The 25,024-nt window shown below is 72.2% G+C and carries 23 protein-coding genes and 1 pseudogene; 17 read left to right on the top strand and 7 right to left on the bottom strand.

The features are described 5' to 3' along the window. Positions 1-21: 21 nt before the first annotated feature. The gene (locus tag RM609_RS24025) at positions 22-1,476 is read right to left on the bottom strand and encodes an NsdA family TPR-like regulatory protein (RefSeq protein ID WP_311613605.1); all 1,455 of its coding nucleotides are present in this window, start codon (positions 1,474-1,476) and stop codon (positions 22-24) included. Between the two features lie 301 nt (positions 1,477-1,777). Here RM609_RS24025 and lipB point away from each other — a divergent pair, with 301 nt between their 5' ends. The 4 genes from lipB (at position 1,778) to RM609_RS24005 (ending at position 4,885) form a co-directional block, all read left to right on the top strand. Beyond that, a complete protein-coding gene (lipB, locus tag RM609_RS24020) occupies positions 1,778-2,596 on the top strand; it encodes a lipoyl(octanoyl) transferase LipB (RefSeq protein ID WP_311613604.1) in 819 nt (272 codons plus the stop codon). Positions 2,597-2,755: 159 nt separating this feature from the next. Next, on the top strand, positions 2,756-3,721 hold the full coding sequence (lipA, locus tag RM609_RS24015) for a lipoyl synthase (RefSeq protein WP_311613603.1): 966 nt from the start codon (positions 2,756-2,758) through the stop codon (positions 3,719-3,721). A 206-nt stretch (positions 3,722-3,927) separates the two neighbouring features. Then, complete coding sequence (locus tag RM609_RS24010; RefSeq protein WP_311613602.1) at positions 3,928-4,188, top strand: SCO2195 family GlnR-regulated protein; 261 nt, start codon at positions 3,928-3,930, stop codon at positions 4,186-4,188. Between the two features lie 10 nt (positions 4,189-4,198). After that, a complete protein-coding gene (locus tag RM609_RS24005) occupies positions 4,199-4,885 on the top strand; it encodes a DUF4191 domain-containing protein (protein ID WP_311613601.1) in 687 nt (228 codons plus the stop codon). Positions 4,886-4,973: 88 nt separating this feature from the next. On the opposite strand, the gene RM609_RS24000 is transcribed toward RM609_RS24005, so the two are convergent. After that, on the bottom strand, positions 4,974-5,441 hold the full coding sequence (locus RM609_RS24000; protein ID WP_311613600.1) for an RDD family protein: 468 nt from the start codon (positions 5,439-5,441) through the stop codon (positions 4,974-4,976). A 231-nt stretch (positions 5,442-5,672) separates the two neighbouring features. Between RM609_RS24000 and glnA the strand changes: the two genes are divergently transcribed. Beyond that, complete coding sequence (gene glnA, locus RM609_RS23995; RefSeq protein ID WP_311613599.1) at positions 5,673-7,082, top strand: type I glutamate--ammonia ligase; 1,410 nt, start codon at positions 5,673-5,675, stop codon at positions 7,080-7,082. Positions 7,083-7,139: 57 nt separating this feature from the next. Here glnA and RM609_RS23990 read toward each other — a convergent pair whose 3' ends face one another. Continuing rightward, positions 7,140-7,694, bottom strand: coding sequence for a Uma2 family endonuclease (locus RM609_RS23990; RefSeq protein WP_311613598.1), 555 nt, complete (start codon positions 7,692-7,694; stop codon positions 7,140-7,142). Positions 7,695-7,884: 190 nt separating this feature from the next. Between RM609_RS23990 and RM609_RS23985 the strand changes: the two genes are divergently transcribed. Both RM609_RS23985 and RM609_RS23980 read left to right on the top strand, forming a co-directional pair. Next, on the top strand, positions 7,885-8,655 hold the full coding sequence (locus RM609_RS23985) for an SDR family oxidoreductase (protein WP_311613597.1): 771 nt from the start codon (positions 7,885-7,887) through the stop codon (positions 8,653-8,655). A 61-nt stretch (positions 8,656-8,716) separates the two neighbouring features. Beyond that, positions 8,717-9,088 carry an arsenate reductase family protein gene (locus tag RM609_RS23980; RefSeq protein WP_311613596.1) on the top strand — a complete coding sequence of 124 codons (372 nt, stop codon included), beginning with the start codon at positions 8,717-8,719 and terminating at the stop codon, positions 9,086-9,088. A gap of 36 nt (positions 9,089-9,124) precedes the next feature. On the opposite strand, the gene RM609_RS23975 is transcribed toward RM609_RS23980, so the two are convergent. Then, the gene (locus RM609_RS23975) at positions 9,125-9,895 is read right to left on the bottom strand and encodes an ArsR/SmtB family transcription factor (protein ID WP_311613595.1); all 771 of its coding nucleotides are present in this window, start codon (positions 9,893-9,895) and stop codon (positions 9,125-9,127) included. Between the two features lie 65 nt (positions 9,896-9,960). On the opposite strand from RM609_RS23975, the gene RM609_RS23970 reads away from it, so the two are divergent. The 10 genes from RM609_RS23970 to RM609_RS23925 all read left to right on the top strand — a co-directional run bounded on the left by RM609_RS23970 (position 9,961) and on the right by RM609_RS23925 (position 20,292). After that, complete coding sequence (locus tag RM609_RS23970) at positions 9,961-11,412, top strand: MFS transporter (RefSeq protein WP_311613594.1); 1,452 nt, start codon at positions 9,961-9,963, stop codon at positions 11,410-11,412. A 60-nt stretch (positions 11,413-11,472) separates the two neighbouring features. Further along, positions 11,473-12,450 (top strand): sphingomyelin phosphodiesterase, encoded by a 978-nt coding sequence (gene sph / locus RM609_RS23965; protein ID WP_438828514.1) that lies wholly within the window; start codon positions 11,473-11,475, stop codon positions 12,448-12,450. A gap of 321 nt (positions 12,451-12,771) precedes the next feature. Continuing rightward, positions 12,772-13,383 carry a winged helix-turn-helix domain-containing protein gene (locus RM609_RS23960; protein ID WP_311613593.1) on the top strand — a complete coding sequence of 204 codons (612 nt, stop codon included), beginning with the start codon at positions 12,772-12,774 and terminating at the stop codon, positions 13,381-13,383. Positions 13,384-13,532: 149 nt separating this feature from the next. Then, positions 13,533-14,792, top strand: coding sequence for a sensor histidine kinase (locus RM609_RS23955; protein ID WP_311613592.1), 1,260 nt, complete (start codon positions 13,533-13,535; stop codon positions 14,790-14,792). A 34-nt stretch (positions 14,793-14,826) separates the two neighbouring features. Next, positions 14,827-15,300, top strand: coding sequence for a cupin domain-containing protein (locus RM609_RS23950; protein ID WP_311613591.1), 474 nt, complete (start codon positions 14,827-14,829; stop codon positions 15,298-15,300). Then, on the top strand, positions 15,291-15,938 hold the full coding sequence (locus RM609_RS23945) for a response regulator transcription factor (protein ID WP_311613590.1): 648 nt from the start codon (positions 15,291-15,293) through the stop codon (positions 15,936-15,938). Before RM609_RS23950 ends, RM609_RS23945 begins: the two co-directional genes overlap by 10 nt. A 4-nt stretch (positions 15,939-15,942) precedes the next feature. Further along, the gene (locus RM609_RS23940) at positions 15,943-16,575 is read left to right on the top strand and encodes a rhomboid-like protein (protein ID WP_311613589.1); all 633 of its coding nucleotides are present in this window, start codon (positions 15,943-15,945) and stop codon (positions 16,573-16,575) included. Positions 16,576-16,626: 51 nt separating this feature from the next. Further along, on the top strand, positions 16,627-17,433 hold the full coding sequence (locus tag RM609_RS23935) for a tyrosine-protein phosphatase (RefSeq protein ID WP_311613588.1): 807 nt from the start codon (positions 16,627-16,629) through the stop codon (positions 17,431-17,433). Positions 17,434-17,552: 119 nt separating this feature from the next. Beyond that, a complete protein-coding gene (locus RM609_RS23930) occupies positions 17,553-19,496 on the top strand; it encodes a hypothetical protein (RefSeq protein ID WP_311613587.1) in 1,944 nt (647 codons plus the stop codon). A 55-nt stretch (positions 19,497-19,551) separates the two neighbouring features. Beyond that, entirely contained in the window at positions 19,552-20,292 is a 741-nt protein-coding gene (locus RM609_RS23925) for a TetR/AcrR family transcriptional regulator (protein ID WP_311613586.1), read from the top strand. Here RM609_RS23925 and RM609_RS23920 read toward each other — a convergent pair. The 3 genes and pseudogenes from RM609_RS23920 to pulA all read right to left on the bottom strand — a co-directional run. After that, positions 20,265-21,410 (bottom strand): helix-turn-helix domain-containing protein, encoded by a 1,146-nt coding sequence (locus RM609_RS23920; RefSeq protein ID WP_311613585.1) that lies wholly within the window; start codon positions 21,408-21,410, stop codon positions 20,265-20,267. The two genes, RM609_RS23925 and RM609_RS23920, sit on opposite strands and share 28 nt — an antisense overlap. A 352-nt stretch (positions 21,411-21,762) precedes the next feature. After that, a complete protein-coding gene (locus RM609_RS23915; RefSeq protein ID WP_311613584.1) occupies positions 21,763-21,978 on the bottom strand; it encodes a hypothetical protein in 216 nt (71 codons plus the stop codon). A gap of 411 nt (positions 21,979-22,389) precedes the next feature. Continuing rightward, a pseudogene (gene pulA, locus RM609_RS23910) lies at positions 22,390-24,897 on the bottom strand (pullulanase-type alpha-1,6-glucosidase); the annotation flags it as partial. Positions 24,898-25,024: the final 127 nt, after the last annotated feature.

The following is a 25,024-nucleotide window of genomic DNA, read 5'->3' as shown; positions in this document are numbered from 1 at the left end:
CCCCCGACCCACCACCCACCGTCAGAGCAACCCAGCCACCTTCTCCCGATACCCCCGCACCGCCGCCGCGTCCCGATAGGGCTCCAGCCGCCGCTCGAAGTCCCGCACATACTCCAGCGCCCGCACCGACCGCATCTCCGCCGCCGCCTGCGCCGCCTCCACCCCCAGCGCGCACGCCTGCTCCAGCTCGCCCAGCCCCAGCCGCGCCGACGCCAGCACCACCCGGCAGAACAGCCGGCTCCGCGCGTACGCGGGCGACCGCAGCTGCAACGACCGCTCCGCGTGCTGCGCGGCGGCGCGGTACTGCTGAAGGTCCCGGTGGCAGTGGGCGAACTCGTCCGCCAGCTGCGCCTCGTCGAAGTACCGCACCCAGTACGGCACGTCGTCGCCCGCCCGCGAGCTCTCCAGGGCCCGTTCCGCCCGCGCCAGCGAGGCCGAGCAGGCCCGTACCTCGCCGAGCACCCCGTGCCCCCGCGCCTCCACCGCGTGCAGCAGCGACTGGACCACGGGCGGCGCCCCGGAGCCCACCCCCTGCTGAGCGACCCGCGCCAGCTGCACGGCCTCCCGACCGTGCCCCAGATAGACGGCCTGTCGGCTCATGGTCACGAGCACATAGCTGCCGTATGCCCGGTCCCCGGCGGCCTGGGCGAGCCGCAGTGCCTGGACGTAGTACCGCTGGGCGAGCCCGTGCGCGGCGATGTCGTAGGAGGTCCACCCGGCGAGCCGGGTGAGATCGGCGGCGGCCGCGAACAACCGCCGCCCGGTGGTCTCCCCGTACGTGCCGCGCAGCATGGGCTCGGTCTCGTGCTCGAGATACCGCACCAGCGCCTGCCGGGCGTGCCCTCCCCCGTACGCGTGGTCGATGGTCCGGAAGAGCTCGCCCACCGATCGCAGGGCGGCGATGTCGCCCATGGACACCCGCCCCCCGGGAGCGCGCTCGGCGGCCCGCTGGCGCGGCATCTGCCCGCCGCGCGCCTGAAGCGGCAGGCGCGCGCCCTCGCCGGAGGGCGCGGGGCTCATACCGCGCGCCACCCGTTCGTCCGCGCGCCCGATCAGCCAGTCACGGCTCGGCACCACGAGCCCGGCCGGAGTGAAAGCGATCTTCCGCAGCTCGGTGTGACTGCCGGAGTCCTTGCGCCAGAGGCCGCTGACGATGTCGATGGCCTCTTCGGGCGAGGCGGCGAATTCCAGCCCGGCGTACACGGGCGCGCACGCGTCCAACCCGAGGTCCTGGGCGGACAGCCGCCGCCCGAGCCGCCGGGTGAACACCTCGGCGATCAGCGCGGGCGTGGTGCCACGCGGCTGCTGTCCGCGCAGCCACCGCGTGACGGAGGTTTTGTCGTAGCGCAGATCGAGGCCGTGTTCGAGCCCCAGCTGATCGACGCGGCGGGCCAGGCCCGCATTGGAAAAGCCGGCCTCCGCGATGAGCGCGGCGAGTTGACGGTTGGGGATGCGCTGTGGGGGTCGTTCCGTCATCAGCCTGCCGGTCTCCCTGATCTTTGTTCCTGGAACGGCGTGAATTTAGCGGTCTCCCTCGCCCCGAAAGCCACCTTCGCCCCGCATTCATCCGATCGTGTGAGTACAGGCAGAATCCCGAAAAAGGGCCGCCCGACCTCCCAGGGAAGATCACCCAGCCCCCGACCGACTGCGGGGTGCACCGGAGGCGGTCGTACAGTGGGCACGGGCGTGCGAGGCGCGACGGCACGCGACGGGCACGCCCTCAAGACCACCAGACCGGGCCGGAACGGGTTCGGAACCGGTTCGAGGAGGAGCTGCCGTGAGTGAGCTGCGCTTTGTCCATCTGGGCTTCGGTGCGGACGCGGTCGAATACCAGCAGGCCTGGCAGAAGCAGCGTGAGACCCACGCGGCCCGCTTCGCGGACGAGATTCCGGACACCTGTCTGCTGCTGGAGCACCCGGCGGTCTACACGGCCGGACGGCGCACGGAGGACAGCGAGCGCCCCCTGGACGGCACCCCGGTCGTCGACGTGGACCGCGGCGGAAAGATCACCTGGCATGGCCCCGGCCAGCTCGTGGGCTACCCGATCCTCAAGCTGCCCCGCCCGGTGGACGTCATAGCGCACGTCCGCCGCCTGGAGGAGGCCCTGATCCGCGCGTGCGCCGAGCTCGGGCTGGAGACGACCCGGATCGAGGGCCGCAGCGGCGTCTGGGTCCTGGGCGACCCGCTGGAGCAGCGCCCCGCGCTCGGCGGCCTCAGCCTGGACTTCGACCCCCGTCTGACGGACGAGGAGTTCGACCCCCGCCTGAACGGCCCGGAGTACGCCCCGTCCAACGCGGGCCAGCGCCGTGAGGACCGCAAGCTGGCGGCGATCGGCATCCGGATCGCCAAGGGCGTCACCATGCACGGCTTCGCGATCAACTGTGATCCCGACAACACCTGGTTCGACCGGATCGTCCCGTGCGGCATCCGGGACGCGGGCGTGACGTCCCTGTCGAACGAGCTGGGCCGCCGGGTGACGGTGGCCGAGGTGGTACCCCTGATGGAGAAGCATCTGCGGGAGGTCCTGGCGGAGGAGGCACCCGGCCCCCGTGCCGTGGACCCGAAGCCCGAGCCGACGCCGGCGACCGCCGGCTGAGCGGAGAACCGAAACCTCCGAGCCGGCCGCCCAGCGAGCCGCTCGGCGGGGAATGCGCACCGGGATCCATCGGTTACCCAGGGCGCAGAAGTAAGAGCACAGGAAATAACGGGCGTACCCTGGTGTCCGCCGAGGAATCGAAGTCATAGGGAGCCGGACGTGTCCGCTGTCGCACCCGACGGACGCAAGATGCTGCGCTTGGAGGTCCGGAACGCCCAGACCCCCATCGAGCGGAAGCCCGAGTGGATCAAGACCCGGGCGAAGATGGGCCCCGAGTACAAGGAGCTCCATGGCCTCGTGAAGCGCGAGGGCCTGCACACGGTGTGCCAGGAAGCGGGCTGCCCCAACATCTACGAGTGCTGGGAGGACCGCGAGGCCACGTTCCTCATCGGCGGCGACCAGTGCACCCGGCGCTGTGACTTCTGCCAGATCGACACCGGCAAGCCGCAGGCGCTGGACCGCGACGAGCCCCGTCGTGTGGGCGAGTCCGTGGTCGCGATGGACCTGAACTACGCCACGATCACCGGCGTCGCCCGCGACGACCTGGAGGACGGCGGCGCCTGGCTGTACGCCGAGACCGTGCGCCAGATCCACGAGCAGACCGCGGGCCGCGAGGCCGGCCGCACCAAGGTCGAGCTGCTCGCGCCCGACTTCAACGCGGTGCCGGAGCTGCTCCAGGAGGTCTTCGAGTCCCGCCCGGAGGTCTTCGCGCACAACGTGGAGACGGTCCCCCGGATCTTCCGTCGCATCCGCCCGGGCTTCCGCTACGAGCGCTCGCTCGAGGTCATCACCAAGGCCCGTGAGTTCGGCCTGGTGACGAAGTCCAACCTGATCCTCGGCATGGGCGAGACCCGTGAGGAGATCAGCGAGGCCCTCCAGGACCTCCACGACGCGGGCTGCGATCTGATCACGATCACCCAGTACCTGCGCCCGTCGGTGCGCCACCACCCGGTGGAGCGCTGGGTGAAGCCGCAGGAGTTCGTGGAGCTCAAGGAGGAGGCCGACGAGATCGGCTTCGCCGGTGTCATGTCGGGCCCGCTGGTCCGGTCCTCGTACCGCGCCGGCCGGCTGCACCAGCAGGCGATCGAGAAGCGCGCGGCGGCCGCTTCGACCCAGGCGGTCTGACCCTTTCGGCCCTGCTCCGGACCCTGACGCGGCCCGTACCGTTCCTTGCGAAAGCAAGCGAACAGTACGGGCCGCGTCAACGTTTCATAGGTGTTTGACCAAGAGGTCATGCGTTGGTAACACCAGTCGGTGACGATAGGACCACGCACAGCAGTGCGACACCCTCCACGCAACCGAATTCCTTCCGCTCCCGAGGGGACATCGATATGCAGGTCGCGCCCGGTAACGCAGTCCTGGCGACCGCCACACGCGCCTCCTCCGCTCTGCCGTCCACGCTCTCCGTACGGCCCCCGTCCGTCACCGGGGCCCTGCGCGCGCTGGAACGGCTGCTGATGCGCGGTGGCCAGCGCACAGCACGGCGCAACGCGTGGACCGCCGTGCTGGAGGACCGCCGCCGGGCCAAGGACCGGCGCGAGGCCCAGCATGTGCTGGAGGCCATGGCGGCCCCCGGTCCGCAAGCGACGTAAACTGCGCCGTATGGCGAGGAAGGAAACATCCGAGAACCCCGGGCGACTGAAGCAGATCGCCCAGACCTACAAGATGACCAAGAAGGTCGACTCGAAGGTCGGTCTTGTCGTCGCGGCTGTGGGCATTGTCACCTTCGGTGTACTCCTTGCCATCGGCTTCTGGCTCGACCACCCGGTCTACCTGGGCATCCTCGGCTTCCTGCTGGCCTTCCTCGCGATGGCGATCGTCTTCGGACGCCGCGCCGAGCGCGCTGCCTTCGGGCAGATGGAGGGGCAGCCGGGAGCCGCCGCCGCGGTCCTGGAGAACATCCGCCGCGGTGGCTGGACGACGACGCCCGCGGTCGCGATGAACCGCAACCAGGACGTCGTCCACCGGGCCGTCGGCAAGGCGGGCATCGTGCTGGTCGGCGAGGGCAACCCGAACCGGGTGAAGGCCCTGCTGGCCGCTGAGAAGAAGCGCATGTCGCGCATCGTCGGGGACGTTCCGGTGCACGACATCGTCGTGGGCGAGGGCGAGGGCCAGGTGTCGCTGAAGAAGCTCCACACCACCCTGCTCAAGCTGCCGCGCGTACTGCCGGGCGCGAAGGTGACGGCCGTGAACGACCGCCTCCGGGCGCTGGGCGACCTGATGAGCAACATGCCGATCCCGAAGGGCCCGGTCCCGGGCAAGGGCATGCGGATGCCGAAGGGCCGCTGACCAGTACGAGACGAGACGACCGAAACGCGAGGGCGGCCGGAACCGAAGGGTTCCGGCCGCCCTCGCGTTTCCACGGGGTGGGGGTTGTTCAGATCCGGACCTGAACGGCCCGGGCGAGCCGGTCGTGGAGCCCGCGCGTGTCCCGGTCCCAGATGACGGCGGGGATCACGAGCAGCAGGAGCACGCTGCGCACCAGCACCCGCGGCAGGGAGAGCCGCGTGCCGTCCTCGGCGATGACGCGCAGGCCGAAGAGGCGCTTCCCGGGCGTACTACCGACCGTACCCACGGTGAGCAGGCTGAGTACGAGGAAGATCAGGAGTGCCCAGTTGCCGGCGCGCTGCTGATTCCCCTGGGCGAGGAACGCGAAGGCGATCAGCATGCAGAGCGCCCAGTCGATGGCGAGGGCGCCGAACCGCCGTCCGAGCGGGGCGACGGAGCCCGGCCCGCTCTCCGGCAGACCGAGGCGTTCACCCCGGTGGCCGAATTCGATGCCCATGTCCTCCGCGGCCGCGCGGGGCCCGGAGAGCCATGATCCGATTGCTTGCCTGTTGTCCACCCGTCCACGGTACTGGGCCCGCATACGTTTCCCGGGTCCCGGGTCCCCGGAGGAGGCCCCTCTTACCCGGCGAACCCCACGAGACCGCCCCACGACCGGTTAACCTCGGCGAAACAAATGGGTCATCCTTGAGAAATCCCGTCTCTCTAGGGTCGGCGGCAGCGCGTCCATGCGGTACACGCGCCACCGAAGCAATCCCCGACCGCGAGCGGCCGGGCTAGGAGGACTTGGATGTTCCAGAACGCCGACGAGGCCAAGAAGTTCATCTCGGATGAGGACGTCAAGTTCGTCGACGTCCGCTTCTGCGACCTGCCGGGCGTGATGCAGCACTTCACGATCCCGGCCACGGCGTTCGACCCCGACGAGGAGCTGGCCTTCGACGGCTCCTCCATCCGCGGCTTCCAGGCCATCCACGAGTCCGACATGGCGCTGCGCGCGGACCTCTCCACGGCCCGTATGGACCCGTTCCGCCGCGACAAGACGCTGAACATCAACTTCTTCATCCACGACCCGATCACGGGTGAGCAGTACAGCCGCGACCCGCGCAACATCGCCAAGAAGGCCGAGGCCTACCTCGCCTCCACCGGCATCGCGGACACCGCGTACTTCGGCCCCGAGGCCGAGTTCTACGTTTTCGACAGCGTTCGCTTCGAGACCAGCGCGAACCAGTCCTTCTACCACATCGACTCCGAGGCGGGCGCCTGGAACACCGGTGCGGAGGGCAACAACCGCGGCTACAAGGTCCGCTACAAGGGCGGCTACTTCCCGGCCCCGCCGGTCGACCACTTCGCCGACCTGCGCGCGGAGATCTCCCTGGAGCTGGACAAGTCCGGCCTCCAGGTCGAGCGCCAGCACCACGAGGTCGGCACCGCCGGCCAGGCCGAGATCAACTACAAGTTCAACACGCTGCTCGCCGCCGCCGACGACCTGATGCTCTTCAAGTACATCGTGAAGAACGTCGCCTGGCGCAACGGCAAGACCGCGACCTTCATGCCCAAGCCGATCTTCGGTGACAACGGCTCCGGCATGCACGTCCACCAGTCCCTGTGGAGCAAGGGCGAGCCGCTCTTCTACGACGAGCAGGGCTACGCGGGCCTCTCGGACACCGCCCGCTACTACATCGGCGGCATCCTCAAGCACGCCCCGTCGCTGCTGGCCTTCACCAACCCCACGGTGAACTCCTACCACCGCCTGGTCCCGGGCTTCGAGGCCCCGGTCAACCTGGTCTACTCGCAGCGCAACCGCTCCGCCGCCATGCGCATCCCGATCACGGGCTCCAACCCCAAGGCCAAGCGCGTCGAGTTCCGCGCCCCGGACCCGTCCTCGAACCCCTACCTCGCCTTCTCGGCCCTCCTCCTGGCCGGCCTCGACGGCGTCAAGAACAAGATCGAGCCCGCCGAGCCGATCGACAAGGACCTCTACGAGCTCGCCCCCGACGAGCACGCGAACGTCCCCCAGGTCCCGACCTCCCTCCCGGCCGTCCTCGAGGCCCTCGAGGCCGACAACGAGTACCTCCAGGCCGGCGGCGTCTTCACCTCCGACCTGATCGAGACCTGGATCGACTACAAGCGCACCCAGGAAATCGCCCCGATCCAGCTGCGCCCGCACCCGCACGAGTTCGAGATGTACTTCGACCTCTAAAGAGCGCGTCCAGGGCCGCCACCTCCGGAATGGAGGTGGCGGCCTTCGCTTATGCCGTCACGTGTATGGGTTCAGCCGGGAAAGGCCCAGGTCGAAGCCGAAGGGTGGGGGGATGCGGACGGTCTCGCCGAACTTTCGGTCGGTGCGCGTGTGGTACCGGTCATGGTTCGGCTCGGAGAACAGCGTTGCCGTGGAGTCGCGGGCGTCCACGATGAGGTAGAGCGGGATGCGCATCACCGCGTAGTCCCGCAGCTTTCCCACCCAGTCGTTTTCCGGGTTCGACGGGGAAACGATCTCGACCGCGAGGAGCGCGAGGTCGGCCGGTGCCGTGTTCCCCTCGGCTTCCATGACCTCCTCGGGCAGATAGGTGAGGTCGGGATTGCGGAGCTTCGCAGCGTGGGGGGATTCCAGGTCGGTGTTCTCGGTCGGCATGAAGCCGTCCGGGCAGTGTGCGTCGAACTGCCGACGCAAGTGGAACAGGTTGCGCTGGTGAATCACCGTCGGTGCCGCCTGCATGATGATCGTGCCGTCGGTGTACTCGACTTTGACGCCCTTGGGCGCGATCCGCTGGGCTTCTTCGAGCAGTCCGAGGTGCTGGGGGTCGATGGTCACGGCGTCCTCCAAGGGGTGCACGGGCAGCGTATCCACCCCGGACACGGCCGACGGCCTTTCGTTCCACGCTCGTCCACGCGTCACATTTCTTCCTCGCCGTACGTCATGTCAGCGAAGACCACGAGACAGCCACCCCGGCGGGAGGATCGACCGCCGGCCGGGGCGTGCGGGAAGCGAACGGGAAGAAGCCATGACGACATCCACGATCCTGGTCACCGGTGGCACGGGCACGCTCGGGCGGCTGGTCGTACCGATGCTACGGGAGGCCGGGCGCGAGGTGCGGGTGTTCAGCCGGCAGGAGCGCGAGTCGGGCGACGGCGTCACGTACGTGACCGGCGATCTGCTCAAGGACGAGGGGATCGAGGCCGCCGTCGAGGGGGCCGGGATCGTGCTGCATCTCGCGGGCGGGGCCAAGGGCGACGATGTGGCGACCCGGAATCTGGTGCGGGCCGCGCGGCAGGCCGGGGTGGGGCATCTTGTGTACATCTCCGTCATCGGGACGGACAGGATCCCGCTGGGCTACTTCAGGGCCAAGCTGGAGTCCGAGCGGATCGTGGCGGAGTCCGGGCTGCCGTGGACGACGCTGCGTGCCGCCCAGTTCCACGATCTGGCCCTGACCGTGGTGGCGAAGATGACGAAGCTGCCGCTGGTCCCGGCCCCCGGCGGGGTGCGCTGGCAGCCGGTCGACGCGCGTGAGGTGGCCGCCCGGCTGGTGGAGCTGACGCTCGGCGAGCCCGCCGGCGCGGTGCCCGATCTCGCCGGGCCGGAGGTGTTCGAGCTGGCCGAGCTGAGCCGCAGCTATCTGCGGGCCACGGGCAGGCGCCGGCCGATGGTGCCGGTCCGGGTGCCCGGCGGGTTCGGCCGTGCCTACCGGGCCGGGGAGAATCTGGTCTTCGACGGGGCCGTCACGGGGCGGCGGACCTGGGAGGACTTCCTGGCGGAGCGGGTGGGCGGCCGCTAGGCCCGTCAGGCCCGTCAGGCCCGTCAGGCCCGTCAGGCCCGTCAAGCTCTAGGGTCGGGTCATGGAGATCTGGATCAATCCCGCCTGTTCGAAGTGCCGCAGCGCCGTGTCGCTGCTCGATGCCGAGGGAGCCGGTTATTCCGTCCGGCGTTATCTCGAGGACGTGCCCACCGTCGAGGAGATTCGCGCTGTCCTGGAGCGGCTGGGGCTGGAGCCCTGGGATATCACCCGGACGCAGGAGGACGCGGCCAAGGAGCTCGGGGTCAAGGACTGGCCCCGGGACGCGGCGGCGCGTGATCGGTGGGTGAAGGCGCTGGCGGCGTATCCGAAGCTGATCCAGCGGCCGATCATCACCGCCGACGACGGCTCGGCCGTGGTGGGGCGCACCGAGGAGGCCGTACGGGAGGCGCTGGCCCGGTCGTCACACGGCTAGGTCGTCACACGGCTAGGTCGTCACACCGCCAGGTCGTCACACCGCCAGGCCGCTCACGCCGAACGCGTCCGCGAGCCCGCGTGTCCCCGCCTCCGTGAGGTGGACGACGCGCGGGCTCGCCCCGTGCCGGAGCCAGCCGAGGGTGAAGAGCCGGGCGGTGAGGGCGGCGCCCAGCGCGCCGGCGAGGTGGTGCTGGTGCTCGCTCCAGTCGACGCAGTAGCGGATGGCCGGGCGGCGCCGGGGCAGGTCCTCGACGTCCACGCCGAAGGCGGTCAGGGCGGTGCGGCCGGGGGCGGTGATCCGGTACGCGGCGTCGTGGCCGTAGGCGGCGGGGCGGTCGCGGACGGCGGTGTCCGGGCGGTGGGTGCCGTCGTGGCCGGTGAGCATGCCGCGGTCGAGGAGGGCGCGCATCAGGGCGACGCCGAGGTGGCCGGCCAGGTGGTCGTAGCAGGTGCGGGCGCGGTGGAGGGCGTTGGCGACGCCGCTGTCGCGCAGGGAGCGCACCGGCAGGGGCGGGGCGATGAGGGCGAGCGCCTCCAGCGCGGTGGCGACGTCGGGGCCGGTGAGGCGGTAGTAGCGGTGCCGGCCCTCGTGGACGGCCGTGATCAGGCCGCCCGACGTGAGCCGGGCGAGGTGGGCGCTGACGGTGGGGGCGCTCACGCCCGCCTCCGTGGCGAGGGTGCCCGCCGACAGGGCCCGGCCGGCGCACAGCGCCTTGAGGATCCGGGCGCGGGACGGGTCCGCGATCAGGGCGGCGGCGCGGGCGATATCGGGCTGGTGATTGATCACCGGGGTCACAGGGCTCACGAAGCCAATTTACGACGGGCATATTTCGGTCTGTGGCGAAGTGTGCGGGCACGAGACTCGGTGTCGTGACCACAACACCCTCGCGACTCCCCCTCGTCTCCCTCAGCCTCGGCTACTTCCTGGTGATGCTGGACGTCACCGTCGTCACGGTGGCCGTACCCGACATCGGCGCCTCGCTCCACGCCGGGCCCGCCGCCCTCCAGTGGTGCGTCGACGGCTACAGCACCGTCTTCGCGGGGCTGTTGCTGCTCGGCGGCGGGCTGGGCGACCGGTTCGGGCACCGGCGGGTGTTCCTGTGGGGGCTGGGTGTCTTCACCGCCGCGTCGGCCGCCTGCGGGCTGGCCACCACGGCGGGCGCCCTGGTGGCGGGGCGGCTGGCGCAGGGTGCGGGGGCGGCGTTCCTGGTGCCGGCCTCGCTGGCGCTGCTGCGAGCCGCCCATCCGGACCGGGCCTCGCGGGCCCGGGCGGTCGCGGTGTGGGGGGCCGTCGCCTCGATCGCCTTCGGGGCGGGGCCCGTGGTGGGCGGGCTGCTGGTGGCCGGGCTGGACTGGCGGGCGGTGTTCTGGCTGAACCTGCCGGTGGGTGGCCTCACCATGTTCCTGATCCATCGTCACATTCCTGACTCCCGCGGTCTCTCCGGCCCCAAGGCCCCGCGGCTCGACCCCGCCGGTCAGGTGCTGGGCGTGGTCGGTCTCGTGGCGCTGGCCGGGGCGCTCAACGAGGCGGGGACGGCCGGCTGGTCCGCTCCCCCGGTGTGGGCGGCGGCCGGGACGGGCGTGGTGGCGCTGGTCGCGTTCACCGTCGTGGAGCACCGGCTGGAGGCCGGAACGGCGGCGACCCCCTCGGCCCGGCGGCCACTGTTGCCGCCGTCCCTGTTCCGGCGGAAGGCGTTCTCCGCCACGACCGCCGTCGGCTTCCTGATCAGCTTCGGCTACTACGGCATGCTGTTCCTCTCCACGCTCTACTTCCGGCAGGAGCGCGGTTACGACGCCCTCGAGACCGGCCTGGCCCTGCTGCCCTCGGTCTGCATGGGCCTGATCGCGGCGCCGCTGCTGAGCCGGGCGACGGCGCGTACGGGCCCGTACGTGCCCATGGCCGCCGGGCTGTTCCTGGGGGCGGCGGGTTTCCTGGGCTGGCTGGTCGCCGGGCCGGGCGTCCCGTATCCCGCGCTGCTGTTCGCGCTCGCCGCCACGGGCCTGGGCCAGACGACGACGGCGCTCGCCGCCACCGCCGCCGTCATCGACGCGGCGCCGGCGGACGGTACGGGCGTGGCGACCGCGGTCTTCAATGTCGCCCGGCAGGTGGGCAGCGCCGCCGGGGTGGCCCTGTTCGGCACGGTGACCACGGCGGCGGGCGGCTTCACCGCCGGTCTGCGGGTGTCGGCGGTGCTCGCGGCGGCCGCGTTCCTGACGGGCGGGGTGCTCGCCACCGTGCTTCTGCTGGGGGCACGGAGGAGGCGGCGACGGCTCTTGTCCCGTGCGTCGGCTGACGGAAACCTGTCCGCCATCGGGTGCTAACGGCAACTGATCTGATGTGGCGGGCCCGCTTTCGGATCACCGACCGTCGAAGGAGTCACCGTGCCTTTCACGAAGACCGCCGGATCCATCGCCCTGTCCGCCGCCGCCCTGCTCACCGCCGCCGTCCTGCCGCAGCAGGCCCGGGCGGCGGAGAGGACCGACACACCACGGCTGAAGGTGCTCACCTACAACACGTTCCTCATGAGCACGAAGCTCTACCCCAACTGGGGCCAGGCGCACCGCGCCAAGGAGATAGCCGCCGCCGGTTTCTTCCAGGGCAATGACGTCGTGGTGCTCCAGGAGGCCTTCGACAACGCCGCCTCGGACGACCTGAAGGCCAGGGCGGCCGCGGGCTATCCGTACCAGACGCCCGTCGTCGGCCGGAGCAAGGACGGCTGGGACGCGACCGGGGGCTCCTACTCCACGACGACCCCGGAGGACGGCGGGGTGACCGTGCTCAGCAAGTGGCCGATCGTCCGCAAGGAGCAGGTGATCTACAAGGACGCGTGCGGCGCCGACTGGTGGTCCAACAAGGGCTTCGCCTACGTCGTCCTGAACGTGAACGGCACCAAGGTGCACCTGGTGGGGACGCACGCCCAGTCGACGGACAGCGGCTGCAAGGCGGGCGAGGCGGAGGCCGACCGCGCCAAGCAGTTCCGGCAGATCGACGCGTTCCTCGACGCCAAGAACATCCCGGCGGACGAGCAGGTGATGGTCGCGGGCGACCTGAACGTGGACTCGCGGAGCGAGGAGTACGGCTCGATGCTCGCCGACGCCGACCTGGCCCCGGCGGACGGCCGCACCGGGCACCCGTACTCCTTCGACACCAAGGAGAACTCGATCGCGGCCTACCGCTACCCGACCGACCCCCGCGAGGACCTCGACTACGTCCTCCACCGCAACGGTCACGTCCGGCCCCGGGGCTGGACGAACTCCGTGATCAAGGAGAGCTCGGCGCCCTGGAAGGTCTCCAGCTGGGGCAAGGAGTACACGTACACCGACCTCAGCGATCACTACCCGGTGGCCGCCGGGCGCTAGCCGCCTGTTCGATCTTCGTCAAGCCCCGGCCGGAGTTGCGCAGATCGCCTCCGGCCGGACTGCTCCCGAGCCCCGCGCCGTGCTTCAATAGGGGGCATGGCCAGCTACCAGAACTCCGCGACGGGTCGCTTCGACCTTGAGCCGTTCTGGCCTTCCCGTCAGCACCACGACTTCGACCGAGTGTGTTGTCGCGCGATTCCCGCGCAGGCCCACTCCCCCCGCTGACCCGCGTCGAAGTCAGCCGCCGGTACCGTTCCGGCCAAGCGGCCCGCGCCCGCACGTCCTCTCGACGGCTTCTCGCGCGAAAGAGCTGAGCTCTCCATGACGAACCTCCGCACCCTCACCGCGTCCCCGCAGATCCCCGCCCAGGCCGGCCGTACCGACCGCCGCCACCGGCTGCGGGCCGTGGCCCCGGACGAGGTACCGCCCGTCGCCGAGCTGCTGCACGCCGGGGCGACCTGGCTGCCGGCGCCCCAGCACGCCCTGCCCACCCTGCCGGGCCGGCCGCCGATGATCGGGTACCTGGTGCTCGTACCGGCCGGGCACGCCGAGGCCGGGCTGAGCGGTCAGGCCGGACCGAGCGGGCAGCCGGGGCAGGCCGGACCGGCCGACCCCGAGGCCGCGCCCCTCACCGAAGGCGACGCGCTGGTGAGCATCGACCCCGAGCAGCGGACGGCGAGCGTCGCGGGCCGCACGCTGGACCTGACCTACCTCGAGTTCGAGCTGCTGGCCCACTTCGTCGCCCACCCCCACCGGGTGCACACCCGCGACCAGCTGGTGACGACCGTGTGGGGCTACGGGCACGTGGGCGACGGGCGCACCGTCGACGTCCACGTGGCCCGGCTGCGCCGCAAGATGGGCGCCGAGCACCGCTCGTCGATCGTCACCGTCCGCCGCGTCGGCTACAAGTACACGCCCCCGGCGGCCTTCTGACCTTCCCGACCGGCCTTCCCGGTCATGGTGGTGCTGGGTACACCCCCGGCCGTCGCCCAGCCCCCGTGACCGGGCGCGGCCGGGCCCCGCAGACTTGTACCCGCGGGCCGGTGCACGGCCCGCGGGACGATCCGTGGGGAGAGGGAAGAATGAAGGTCCGGGAAGGCCTGCTGGCCGGGGCGCGTGGATTCTGGCTGGCGGTGTCCGGGGCGGTGACGGCGACCGTGTTGTTCTCGTTCACGGTGGTGTCGGCCGTTCTGATCGTGCTGGGCGTGGGGCTGTTCACGACCCCGCTCATGCTGAGAGCCGTCCGGGCCCACGCCAACCAGTGCCGGGCCCAGGCACTGGACTGGTCCGGGGTGCGCATCCCGGTCCCCTACGGGCCGCCGCCCGTGACGAGGGGCGGGTTCGTCGGCCGGGTCGAGCTGTGCCTGGCCCTGCTCAAGGACCGCACCACCTGGCGGGACGCGCAGTGGCTGCTCGTCCAGATGACGGGGGGCATCCTCACCGCGATCCTCCCGGCCGTCCTGCTGGTGTACGCGGTGTGGGGGCCGGTGCTGGCGTTCGGCGTCTGGAAGCCGATCGTGAACGCCGGGGGCAACGAGTGGTTCGCGTTCATCCACATCACCGGCCAGACGTCGGCGAACATGGCGGCCGGCCTCGGCCTCGCCCTCGGCGTCCTCGGACTCTTCGTCAACCCTCGTCTGCTGCGCTTCCACTTCGGGCTGGCAGCGGCCCTTCTGCGGCCCACCCGGGAGACCGAGCTGGCCCGGCGCGTCGACCGGCTCACCGAGACCCGGTACGAGGCCGTGGACAGCTCCGCCGCCGAACTGCGCCGAATCGAGCGCGACCTCCACGACGGGGCGCAGGCCCGGCTCGTCGCCATGGGCATGAGCCTGGGCACCATCGAGGCGCTGATGGAGAAGGACCCCGCAGAGGCCAAGCGGCTGCTGGCGGCCGCCCGCGCCGGTACCGCGGAGACCCTCACCGAGCTGCGCGACCTCGTCCGGGGCATCCACCCGCCGGTGCTGGCCGAGCGGGGGCTCGCCGACGCCGTGCGCGCCCTGGCGCTGAGGCTGCCGCTCGCCGTCGAGGTGGACGTGGAGCTGGCGGGCCGGGCCGCCGAACCGGTCGAGTCCGCCGCGTACTTCGCGGTCAGCGAGGTCCTCACCAACGCGGCCAAGCACTCCGGCGCCGAGCGGATCTGGCTGGACGTCCGGCATGTGGAGGGCACCCTGCGGATCGCGGTGACCGACAACGGGCGCGGTGGCGCCGACCCGGCGGGCGGCACGGGGCTGCGCGGCATCGAGCGCCGGCTGGGCGCCTTCGACGGTCTGCTGGCCGTCAACAGCCCGGTGGGCGGCCCGACGATGGTCACGATGGAGATCCCCTGCGCGCTCACCCGGTGACCCCGCCGGCGGAAGCCGGTGGGAGAGTGGGGCCATGACCGAAGCCTCCGAAAGCTTCCCCGAACGCTCCGCGCTCGTCTCCCTCCTCGGCCTGCGGCCGCATGTCGAGGGCGGCTGGTTCCGGGAGACCTGGCGGACCTCCGGCACGGCCGTCCCGGAGGGGTACCCGGGGCCGCGCGCCCACGCCACCGGCATCTATTTCCTGCTCCACCCGGGTGAACGTTCCCGCTGGCACCGGGTCCGCTCGGACGAGGTGTGGCTCTGGCACCGGGGCGGCCCGCTGCGGCTGCGCCTGGGCGGCGACGGCCCGGAGCCCGACGAGGCCGGCGCCGAGGAGCTCGCCCTGGGCGCCGGCGTCGAGCGGGGCGAGCTGCCGCAGGCGCTGGTCCCCGGCGGGGTGTGGCAGTGCGCCGAGCCGGTGGGCGCCGAGCCGACCCTGGTGACCTGCGTCGTCGCCCCCGGCTTCGACGAAGAGGACTTCACGCTCGCGGAGGGCCCGTGCGCGTAGTGCTCGCCGAGGACCTGTTCCTGCTGCGGGACGGTCTGGTCCGGCTGCTGGAGGCGTACGGCTTCGAGATCGCGGCGGCGGTCGCCAGCGGCCCGGAGCTGACCCGGGCCCTGGCCGAGGAGCGGCCGGACGTGGCGGTGGTGGACGTGCGCCTGCCGCCGTCCTTCACCGACGAGGGCCTCCAGTGCGCCCTGGCCGCCCGCCGCGCCACCCCGGGGCTGCCGGTGCTGGTGCTGTCGCAGCATGTGGAGCAGCTCTACGCGCGGGAGTTGCTCGCGGACGGCAGCGGTGGCGTCGGCTATCTGCTGAAGGACCGGGTCTTCGACGCGGAGCAGTTCGTCGACGGCGTACGGCGCGTGGCGGCGGGCGGCACGGCGATGGATCCGCAGGTCATCTCGCAGCTGCTGACTCGGCGTGAGAAGGACCGGCCGATGGCGAGGCTCACGCCGCGCGAGCGCGAGGTGATGGAGCTGATGGCGCAGGGCCGGTCCAACACGGCGATCGCCGAGCGGCTGACGGTGACCGAGCGGGCGATCGCCAAGCATACGTCCAACATCTTCGGGAAGCTCGGGCTTCCGCCGTCCGACGACGACAACCGCCGGGTGCTGGCGGTGCTGGCCTATCTCGACAAGGGGTGAGGAAGTGTCCCGGATCCCGTCCCGGATACCTCGTGCTCTGCCGCTGTTCGCCCCCGCCTATGTCGGGGGCGTGCAGCTGGGCGCGTACGCCGTGCGGCGCCTGCTCACGCCGGACGCGCGCGAGCGCCTGCTGCGCCGGTGCTCCACCAATGTCGACAACCTCGCCGCCGGCCGCTGGGACGCCCTCGCCGGCAGCGCCTTCCTCGTCGAGGCCCCCATGGAGCTGCCGTACGCGCTGCTCCTGCTGGCGGTCCTGGGGTACACGGAGTACGCCTACGGAGCGTGGTGGGCGGCGGGGGCGTTCGCCTACGGGCACGTGGGCGCCTCACTCCTCGTCTACGCGGGGCTGCGCGCCCTGCGCGCCGGTCCCCGGACCCGGTCCGCGACGGATGTGGGCGTCAGCTACGGCCTCCACGCCGTCACGGGCGCCCTGGCCGCCGCCCTGCCGCGCGGCCCGGCCCGGACGGCCGCCTGCGCGGCGCTGCTCACGCTCGGTGTCCGCCCCTGCCTCCAGGGACGGGGCCGGACGACCTTCACGGACGTGGGCCACCTGCTGGCGCTGACGCTGGGCCTGGGGCTGGGCCCGGCACTGATCAGGGGGCGCCGTCGCGGACTCGGCCGGCGTTCCTCACAATAAGAGGGCAGAAAATGCGATAAGCCGCGAAAAGCGGATGAGGGAGACCGGCCCATGCCCCAGCAGTTCGACGCCTCGACGATCACGAACCTCCGCGACCTCGGCGGCATCGCGCTCGTCGGCAACTCCGCCGTCCGCCCCGGACTGCTGCTCCGCTCCGCAGGGCTCGACCGCCTCGACCCGGTGGCCGACCCGGCCGTCGCCGCCCTCGGCATCCACACGGTCGTGGACCTGCGCAGCGAGAACGAGCGCCGCGAGCGCCCCGACCGGCTGCCCGAAGGCGCCCGTCTGATCGTCGCGGACGTCTTCGCCGGGCCCGGCGCGACCCACCCGGGCGGCGGCGAGGCGGTACCCGGCAAGCTGGAGGACGTCCTGGGCAGCCCGGCCGCCGCCGAGGAGCACCTGGGCGGCGGCAAGGCCGAGAAGGTGATGAGCGACGTCTACCACTCCTTCGTCACCTCCGAGTCCGCCTGCCAGGCCTTCGGGACGCTGCTGACCACGCTCGCCGAGCCGGACTGCGGGCCGCTGCTCTTCCACTGCACGGCCGGCAAGGACCGCACGGGCTGGGCGGCGACGGTCGTCCTGCTGCTGCTCGGGGCGGACGAGGCGACGGCCGAGCGGGAGTACCTGGCGGTGGAGCCGGCCGTACGGGCGGCGTTCAAGCCGGTCATCGACCGCTTCACGGCCGCCGGCGGCGACCCCGCCATCGTCGACGCCATCCTCGGCGTGCGGCCCGGCTATCTGGCGGTGGCGCTGGAGGAGATGCACCGGACGTACGGCGGGGTGACGGGGTACGTGCGCGACGGGCTCGGCATCCCGGACGCGGCGGTGGACCGGATCCGGGCGCGCTGCATCGCGTAACACGGGCACCCTCGTAGCACGGACACCCCCCGGCAGGGGCCCGCGCAACCCACTCGGGTGAGCCGCCCACTCGGGTGACGGGTGAAGTGACCATCGCATCATTCACTCGTTCTACCTACGTGCAGCAGCAAGCAACGGCCTCCCGGCCCCCCGCCCCGCCCACTGTCGACGTCGAGCAGGCCGAAGCCGCGCTCATCGAGCACTATCCGCGTCTGGTACGGCTCGCCTACCTGGTGCTGCCGCCGTCGCTGGGCCGGAACCGCCGCGTGCTGACCGCCCACGCCCTCGTCCAGCGGGCCCTGCCCCGGGGCAGGGCGGGCGCACGGGACGAGGAGACCGTCCTGCCGGGGCCCCGGGGCTCCCACGGGGCGCCGGAGGACCCGGGGTACGCCTACGTCCGTCAGCGGGTGCTGGACTCCGCGCTGGCCGCCGCGCGCCCGCGCGGCCGGTTCCGGCTGCCGCGCCCCGGGCAGCTGCCGCCGCCGCTGCCGCAGGTGTGGGGGCTGCGGCTGTTCCCGCGCTCGGGCGGCGCCGACGAGCTCGTGCTCGACCAGGCGCTCTCCGCGCTCTCCGCCCCCGGCCGCGCCGCCTATGTGCTGCGCGCGCTGGAGCTGCCGGACGAGCGCGACGTGGTGCGGATGCTGGCCGCCGCCGGGGTGATGGAGCCGGGCGCGGCGCTGGCCGAGGCCGACGGGGTACGGCTCCCGCCGGGCAGCCGGGACGCCTCGCTGCTGGAGTCGGTGGAGTTCGACCCCTGCTCCCTCCAGGCCCGGCCCACCGACCTGATGCGCCGCCGCCAGCACACCAGGGCCGCCCTGGCCGCCGCCGCGGCGGTCGTGATCTGCGGGACGCTGATCGCCCTGCCCGACAGCGGCTGGGGCCCCGACGGCGCCGCCGCGCCCCCGTACACCCAGAACACTGCCGCCGAGCAGGCCCTCGACCCGGCCCGTCTGGTCACCGCCGACCCGACCGCCTGGAAGAGCGCCGACCACCCCGGCTTCGCCTCCTGGCCCGCGCGCGGCGGCCGCACCGGCGACAAGGAACTGCTGCGCCGGGCCCTGGCCGCCTGGGCCCGGCCGGGCCCCTCCGTGCAGGTCACCGCGACGCCCGGCACCGCCACCGGGCCCGCTGCCGGACCCCCGCAGCTGCTGTACGCGGGCGAGGCCGACGCGGCGACGGTCGTGCTGTTCCACGACGGGCTGCGCGTCGTGCGCTACGCCGAGTCCAAGAACGGCGACACCGGCGCGGCCGCCCTGGACTTCGCCCGTGCCGACGCGGCCGACACCGCCACCGCCGCCGCCCTCGTCGTCGGCCGCACCGACGGCAACGTCCGCTATCTGACCGCCCCCTGGATCGCCGACGCCGCCGTACGGGACCTGCTCGCCCCGGGCGCGGCCGAGGAGCCGCTGCACCGGGGCGCCGACGGCGTCACCGACTCCGTGCCCAGCCCCGCCGGCGCGAGCGACTGCCACGCCTGGACGGCGCTGCGCTTCGGCGACCACCTGGTCACCGACCTCGGCGAGCTGCTCCCCGCCCGGCTCACCGCGGGCGCCCCCGCCTCCCCCCACGACGCGACCGGCGCCAAGGACCGTACGGCCTGGGCGCGTACGGCCTGCCGGCTGACGACCGTACGGGGGCAGGGCGTGCGCTCGGTGAACGCCTGGCAGTTCGCCACCCAGACGCTGCCCGGGGCCGCCGGGAGCGCGGAGTGGTTCTGCACCCGGGCCGAGACCTGGCGCGGCGCGGGCAGCCGGGTGCTGGCCCAGTTCCTGGCCCCCGGTGGCCGGGCGGGCGCCTCCGCCGCGGTCGTCGGCCGCGCCGAGTCCACGCTCGCCTGCGGGGCCCGCGACCCCCACGTCCTGGCGGGCGCCCTGTGGAAGTCCCCGGGCGGCACCTGGTACGCGCTGGCGGCGGGCGGCGGCGACGTCGCCTCCGTCACGGCGACCGGCGGAGTGCACGGCAGCGACCGGGGCCCCCTCCTGGCCGTGCCCACCCACCAGGGCGCCCAGGCCGAACTGACGGCCCGTCTGGAGGACGGCACCAAGCTGACGCAGCTGCGTTGAGCCGTTCGGCCCGGGCCGAACGGGCCCCGGTACGTACCGGTTTAGGATGACCGCCATGACGACCGGGGTACGCCGCAGGATGGGTGTCGAGCAGCGCCGCGAGCAACTGATCGCGGTCGCCCTCGACCTGTTCGGGCACCGCCCGCCCGACACCGTCTCCGTCGACGACATCGCCACCGCGGCCGGGATCTCCCGGCCGCTCGTCTATCACTACTTCCCCTGCAAGCAGAGCCTCTACGAGGCCGCGCTGCGCCACGCGGCCGACGAGCTGACCGCCCGCCTCGCCGAGCCGTGCGAGGGCCCGCCCGGCGGCCGGCTGTCACGGGTGCTGCGGCGCTTCTTCGACTTCGTGGAGGCCCACGGGCCGGGCTTCGCCGCCCTGCTGCGCGGCGGCCCGGCGATGGCGGGCACCGGCCCGTCCTGCGCGATGATCGACGGGGTGCGGCAGGCCGCGTACGGCCACCTGCTGACACACCTGGGCGTACGGGAGCCGTCGCCCCGGCTGGAGCTGCTCCTGCGGTCGTGGATCTCGCTGGCGGAGAGCACCGCGCTGCTGTGGCTGGACGGCCGCCACGTCCCGCGCGCGGAGCTGGAGCGCCAGCTCGTGCATGCCTTCGCGGCCCTCTTCGCGGTGAGCGCGGCCTACGACGAGGGGACGGCGGCGGTGCTGGTCCGGGTCCTCGGGGACGAGCCGGTGGACGGGCCCTTCGTCCGGTTCACGGCCCGGAGCGGCGTACCCGGCCCCGCCCGGCTGCCCGCCGGCGCCGCTCAGCCCTCGGCCGTCGTGATCGGCTGAGGTTCCTTCCGTACGCGGCCCCGACGCTTCGGCTCCCGTTTCCCGCGCTCCTGCACGGCCACCGACAGCTGCCGCAGGAGCAGGGGCGTCGCGATGCGCGGGTAGAGGCACGCGTACATGCGGAACTCGCTGCGCATGGCGTTCAGGCCACGCGGGTGGAGCACGTGGACGTGGATGCCGTATTCGGCGTGGACGAAGCGGATGACGAAGGACCGCGCCAGGAGGGCGTTCCAGACGTCCTCGTTGTCATCGGACGGGTGACGCAGGGCGGTGCCCTCCGCCCCGGCGTCCACCAGGGAGACCATGGCGCGCCATTGCCGGGCGCTCATGGCCTCGGCGAGGAAGGAGCTGAGGACGTCGGCGGAGCGGGCGGGGGCCGTCTCCAGGAGGCCCGTGAACTTGCGGCGGCGTCCCTTCGCCAGCCGGGCCGCGCGCTCGTCCTCGGCGTAGGCCGCTTCCAGCTCGGCCATGGCCCGGCCTCGCAGGAGCCGGCGGTAGCGGGCCAGTTCGTTGTTGACGAGTCTGCACACGACCGTCGGGGCGCGCTGGACGAGGGAGGCGATCTCCCGCAGGCGGGCGTCGTCGGGGGTGACGACGGCGAGCGTCTTCGTCTCGTGGGCCAGCGCGAAGAGCTCGGTCAGATGATCCGTGATCTGGGCGCGGCGGGCGATGGCCACCGGATGGTGGTGGAGTGCGCCCCTGATCCGGTCGAGGGGGACCCCGAGGCAGGCGGCGAGCCGGATGCGCAGCGTGCCGTCGTCCCGGGCGGGCAGGCGGGCCAGGTTCTCGACGTCCCGGTAGGTCCTGCGGCTGACCCCGAGGGAGGCCGCGACCTGGGCCGCGGTCAGGCCGGCGTGCACGCGCAGGTCCCGTATGGACAGATGACGGGTGTCGGGGAGCGACAGCCGGTTCGGGGGGACCCGGAAGACCCGGGCCAGTTCGGCGATGCGCCCGGGCTCCGGGACGGAGCGGCCGTGCTCGTAGGCGAGGATCCGCGCCTTGGAGGTGCCCACCCTGGCGGCGAGGGCGGCGGCGCTCAGGAAGCGGCCGTCGACGCGCCGGGTCGCTCGGAGCGTACGAAGGGCGCACCCATCGAAGTCCGCACTACCACGTGCCACCGACACCGCCTCCCCGAAAGGTCTGGCCAAGGTACCGCTTAGGTCAACCTGGATCCATCGATATGACCCGCGCGGGTTCACCTTCCCTCGCCTGGCCAGAATGCCTTTACTGGTACCGTTAAGGAGCAATCCTCGTTCCTTTCCCGGCCCTTGGGCAGGATGGTCGAGGGGTCGGCGGAAACGTCGGCGAAGGAGTTCATCCTTGCGCGGCCATGTTGGGTATCGCGCAATCGGGGGCACTCAAGCAGTACGTACCCAGTGACATATCGATGGGCCCGCGCGTCAGGTAGCGATCCGGAGCACGGGCCCATCGGCCGGCTGGGTATCAGCCGGCGGATGAGGGGCTAGCCCTTCATCCGCCGGTGCCATAGAGCTCAAGGGCGATCCGGATGATCCAAAGGATCACTTCGACGATCATCCGTTTCCGCACCCTCGACGGCACGACACCTCGGTCCGACTCCTCGTGGCACCGGCATTCCGGGGTCCGACGGCTCCCGCCCGCTTCGGGATCACCCTGCGGGGCGGCCGCCTCTTCGCCCGGGTCGCCTGACCGGTCGGAGTCAGCCATGTGAACCTCACTCTCTTCCGGGAAACCGGGTCGGTCGACCCGTACGGAATCAACCGGCGGAGGGCCCGAAGAGAGCTGGGCAAGAGCCTACAGGGTGTCACGAGCGGACAACGCCTCGCAGCGCGAAGCCCCGAGTGATCGTCAACGCCCCCTGGAGCATGGCTCTTTCGATTGCGAGATCAGCACCGGGCCCCGAGCATGCAACCGCGTCATCGGAGCGGCTCGGGGCCTCTTATCTCAAGGGGGGCGCACGCAACTAGGTGTGAAACAAAAGGATTTGTTACCTTCAAGTAGGAGAGAAGTGAGTCGTGCACCCCTGGAGGGCCGCGCTCAGGAGGCTTAAACGATCGACCACGGTCCATCAATCACCGTTCATTTTCCGCCATTTGCCCACGCGCGGCCCTGCCGACGCTAAAGTGTCGCGGCCCGGAAGACCGCGACCGTCCGGGCGGGCACGGTGAAGGTCCCGGTGCCGCTCGTATACGACGCGGATTTCACCACGGGGTCCGCGCCACGCGCCTGCACCGGGTGCAGGCTGTAACCGGTGCCCGCGAGGGCCGGGACCGTCTGGGCCCGCTCCTGCGGGGTCGCGTTGAGGACGACGACCAGGTCGCCCAGGCGCATGGTGATCACGCCCGGGGTCTCGTCCCTGCCGGAGAGCGGGAAGGACAGGGCGGCCTGCACGGCCTCGGCGGTCGGCTGACTGAAGGCCTTCTCGGTGGTGCGGACCCGCAGCAGGTCCCGGTAGGCCGCCGAGGCCGCGGTGACGGTCCCGCAGCCGGGCCGCAGGGCCGGATCGGCCAGCAGCGGGCGGGCGTAGGGCCACTTGGCCGCGTTGTCGGCGGCGGGCGGCAGGCCCCGGCCGAAGCCGTTGCCCTCGGCGCAGTTCCAGTGGATCGCGTTGAACCAGTCGCCGCTGTCGTAGGAGTTGCGGTCCAGGGACTTGGAGCGCAGCAGGTCCGTACCGGCCTGGGAGAGGGCCGGTCCCTGCGACAGGGTGGCGGCGGCCAGGGCGAGGACCTGGGCCCTGGCCCGGTCGGCGGCGGAGGTCGCGGGCGGGAGCTTGTAGGCGAGGGCGTCGTAGAGGGTCTCGTTGTCGTGGGCGTCGGCGTAGGACAGGGCGTCGCCGGGCGCGGCAGCGTATCCGGCAGGCTGGCCGTTGTAGTCGACGTCGGCACCGCGCACGGACCGGCCGGTGGAGTCGGTGAAGCGGTACGCGGCGAGGTTGCCGGTCAGGCCGACCTTGATCAGGTCCTGGGCGTGGAGGAGGCGGGCCCGCTGTTCGGCGGGCGATCCATTGGCGGGCGAGGGGTTGGGGTCGGTGAAGAGCCCGGAGGCGAAGCCCTGGACGCGAGGATCTTCGTCGAAGGGGCCGCCGCCGCGGATCGCGTCGCGGGAGCGGTCGGAGAAGGTGGCGATGCCGGTGCCGGCCATGTTCTTCTGCGTGGCCTGGACGAAGCGGGCGTCGTTCGCGACCTCGCCGAAGTTCCAGCCCTCCCCGTAGAGGATCACGGACTTGCCGTCGACGCCGTCCTTGGCGGGCGTGAGGGCGTCGAGGGCCGCGCGCACGGCGAGGATGTTCGCCTTGGGGTGGTGCCCCATCAGGTCGAAGCGGAAGCCGTCGACCTTGTACTCCTTCGCCCAGGTGACGACGGAGTCGACGACGAGCTTGCCCATCATGGCGTGCTCGGGCGCGGTATTGGCGCAGCACGTGGAGGTGGCGACGGCGCCGTCGTCGAGGAGCCGGTGGTAGTAGCCGGGCACGATCCGGTCGAGGACGGACTTGTCGTCCTGGCCGGAGGCGGCGGTGTGGTTGTAGACCACGTCCATGACCGTGCGCAGCCCGGCGCCCGCCAGCCCCTGCACCATCCGCCGGAACTCGAGCGTGCGGCGGGGGCCGTCGGGGTCGGAGGCGTACGAGCCCTCGGGGACGGTGTAGTGCAGCGGGTCGTAGCCCCAGTTGTAGGCGTCGTGGGCGGCGGTGCGGGCGACGCACTTCTGTTGCTCGTCGGAGTCTGCGGGGAAGGCGGCCAGGTCGCAGGGCGGGGTCGCCTGGTCGGCGCGGCGCTCGGGGACGGTCGCGAAGTCGAAGACGGGCAGGAGGTGGACGTAGGACGTCCCGGCGTCGGCGAGGTCCTTGAGGTGGCGCATGCCGGGCGAGGCGGGATCGGTGAAGGCGAGGTAGTCGCCGCGCAGGGAGAAGTCCCGGACGTGGAGCTCCTGGATGCGGGCGTCACGGAAGGGGACGGGCCTGGGCTTGCGGGCGCTCTGCCAGCCGGCGGGGGTGAGGGCGGGCGCCGACAGGTCGGTGACGAGGCTGTGGGTGGAGTCGGCGGTGAGGGCGGTGGAGTAGGGGTCGGTGACGTGGTTGACGACGGTCTCGCCGAGGGCGGGGACGTGGACGGTGACGGCGTAGCGGTAGGGCTTGCCGGTCCAGGAGCGGGGTCCTTGCGCGCTCCAGACACCGCTGGACGCGTCGCGGCGCATGGGGAGGGTACGGCCGTCGAGCTCCAGCGCCACGTTCTTGGCCGTGGGGGCCCAGACGGAGAGGGTGGGGCGACCGTTGTGGAAGGCGGGGCCCAGGTGGGCCTTGGTGGCGGCGGGGGCGTAGAGGTCGTCGAGGACGCCGGGTATTTGGACGCCGGTGGTGACGCCGTCGGTTTCGGCGGTGAGGGGGCCTCTGAGCGCGGAGCGCACCTGTTCGGGGGTCGCCTCGACGCGGAAGGCGTCGTAGGCGGCGTAGGCGGCGGTGAGCCCGCCGGGCCGGGGGGTGAGCTCGAACGCTCCGCCTTCATGGACGAGGCGGTGGGGGCGGGTGGGGTCGCCGAGGTTCTTGGGCCAGGCGACGGTGTGTTTGTCGAGCCACTGGACTTTCGCGTCGGTGACGCGGGGTGGTTCGGCGGCGTGGGCGGGGCTCGGCCCCAGGAGGGGGAACAAGGCCGTGAGGGCGACGGCCAGGCGTCTCATGACAGGGTGCTCCTTCGGTTCGGAGGTGTTCTTGCCCCGGTCCCGCCCTTTCACCGTTTCCCGGGGCTCCGCCCCGGAC

Origin of the sequence: Streptomyces hesseae (assembly GCF_031845785.1) — a bacterium.
Lineage (GTDB): Bacteria > Actinomycetota > Actinomycetes > Streptomycetales > Streptomycetaceae > Streptomyces > Streptomyces hesseae.
The sequence above is the reverse complement of the archived record's forward strand: the minus strand, read 5'-3'. Positions and strand labels throughout refer to the sequence as shown.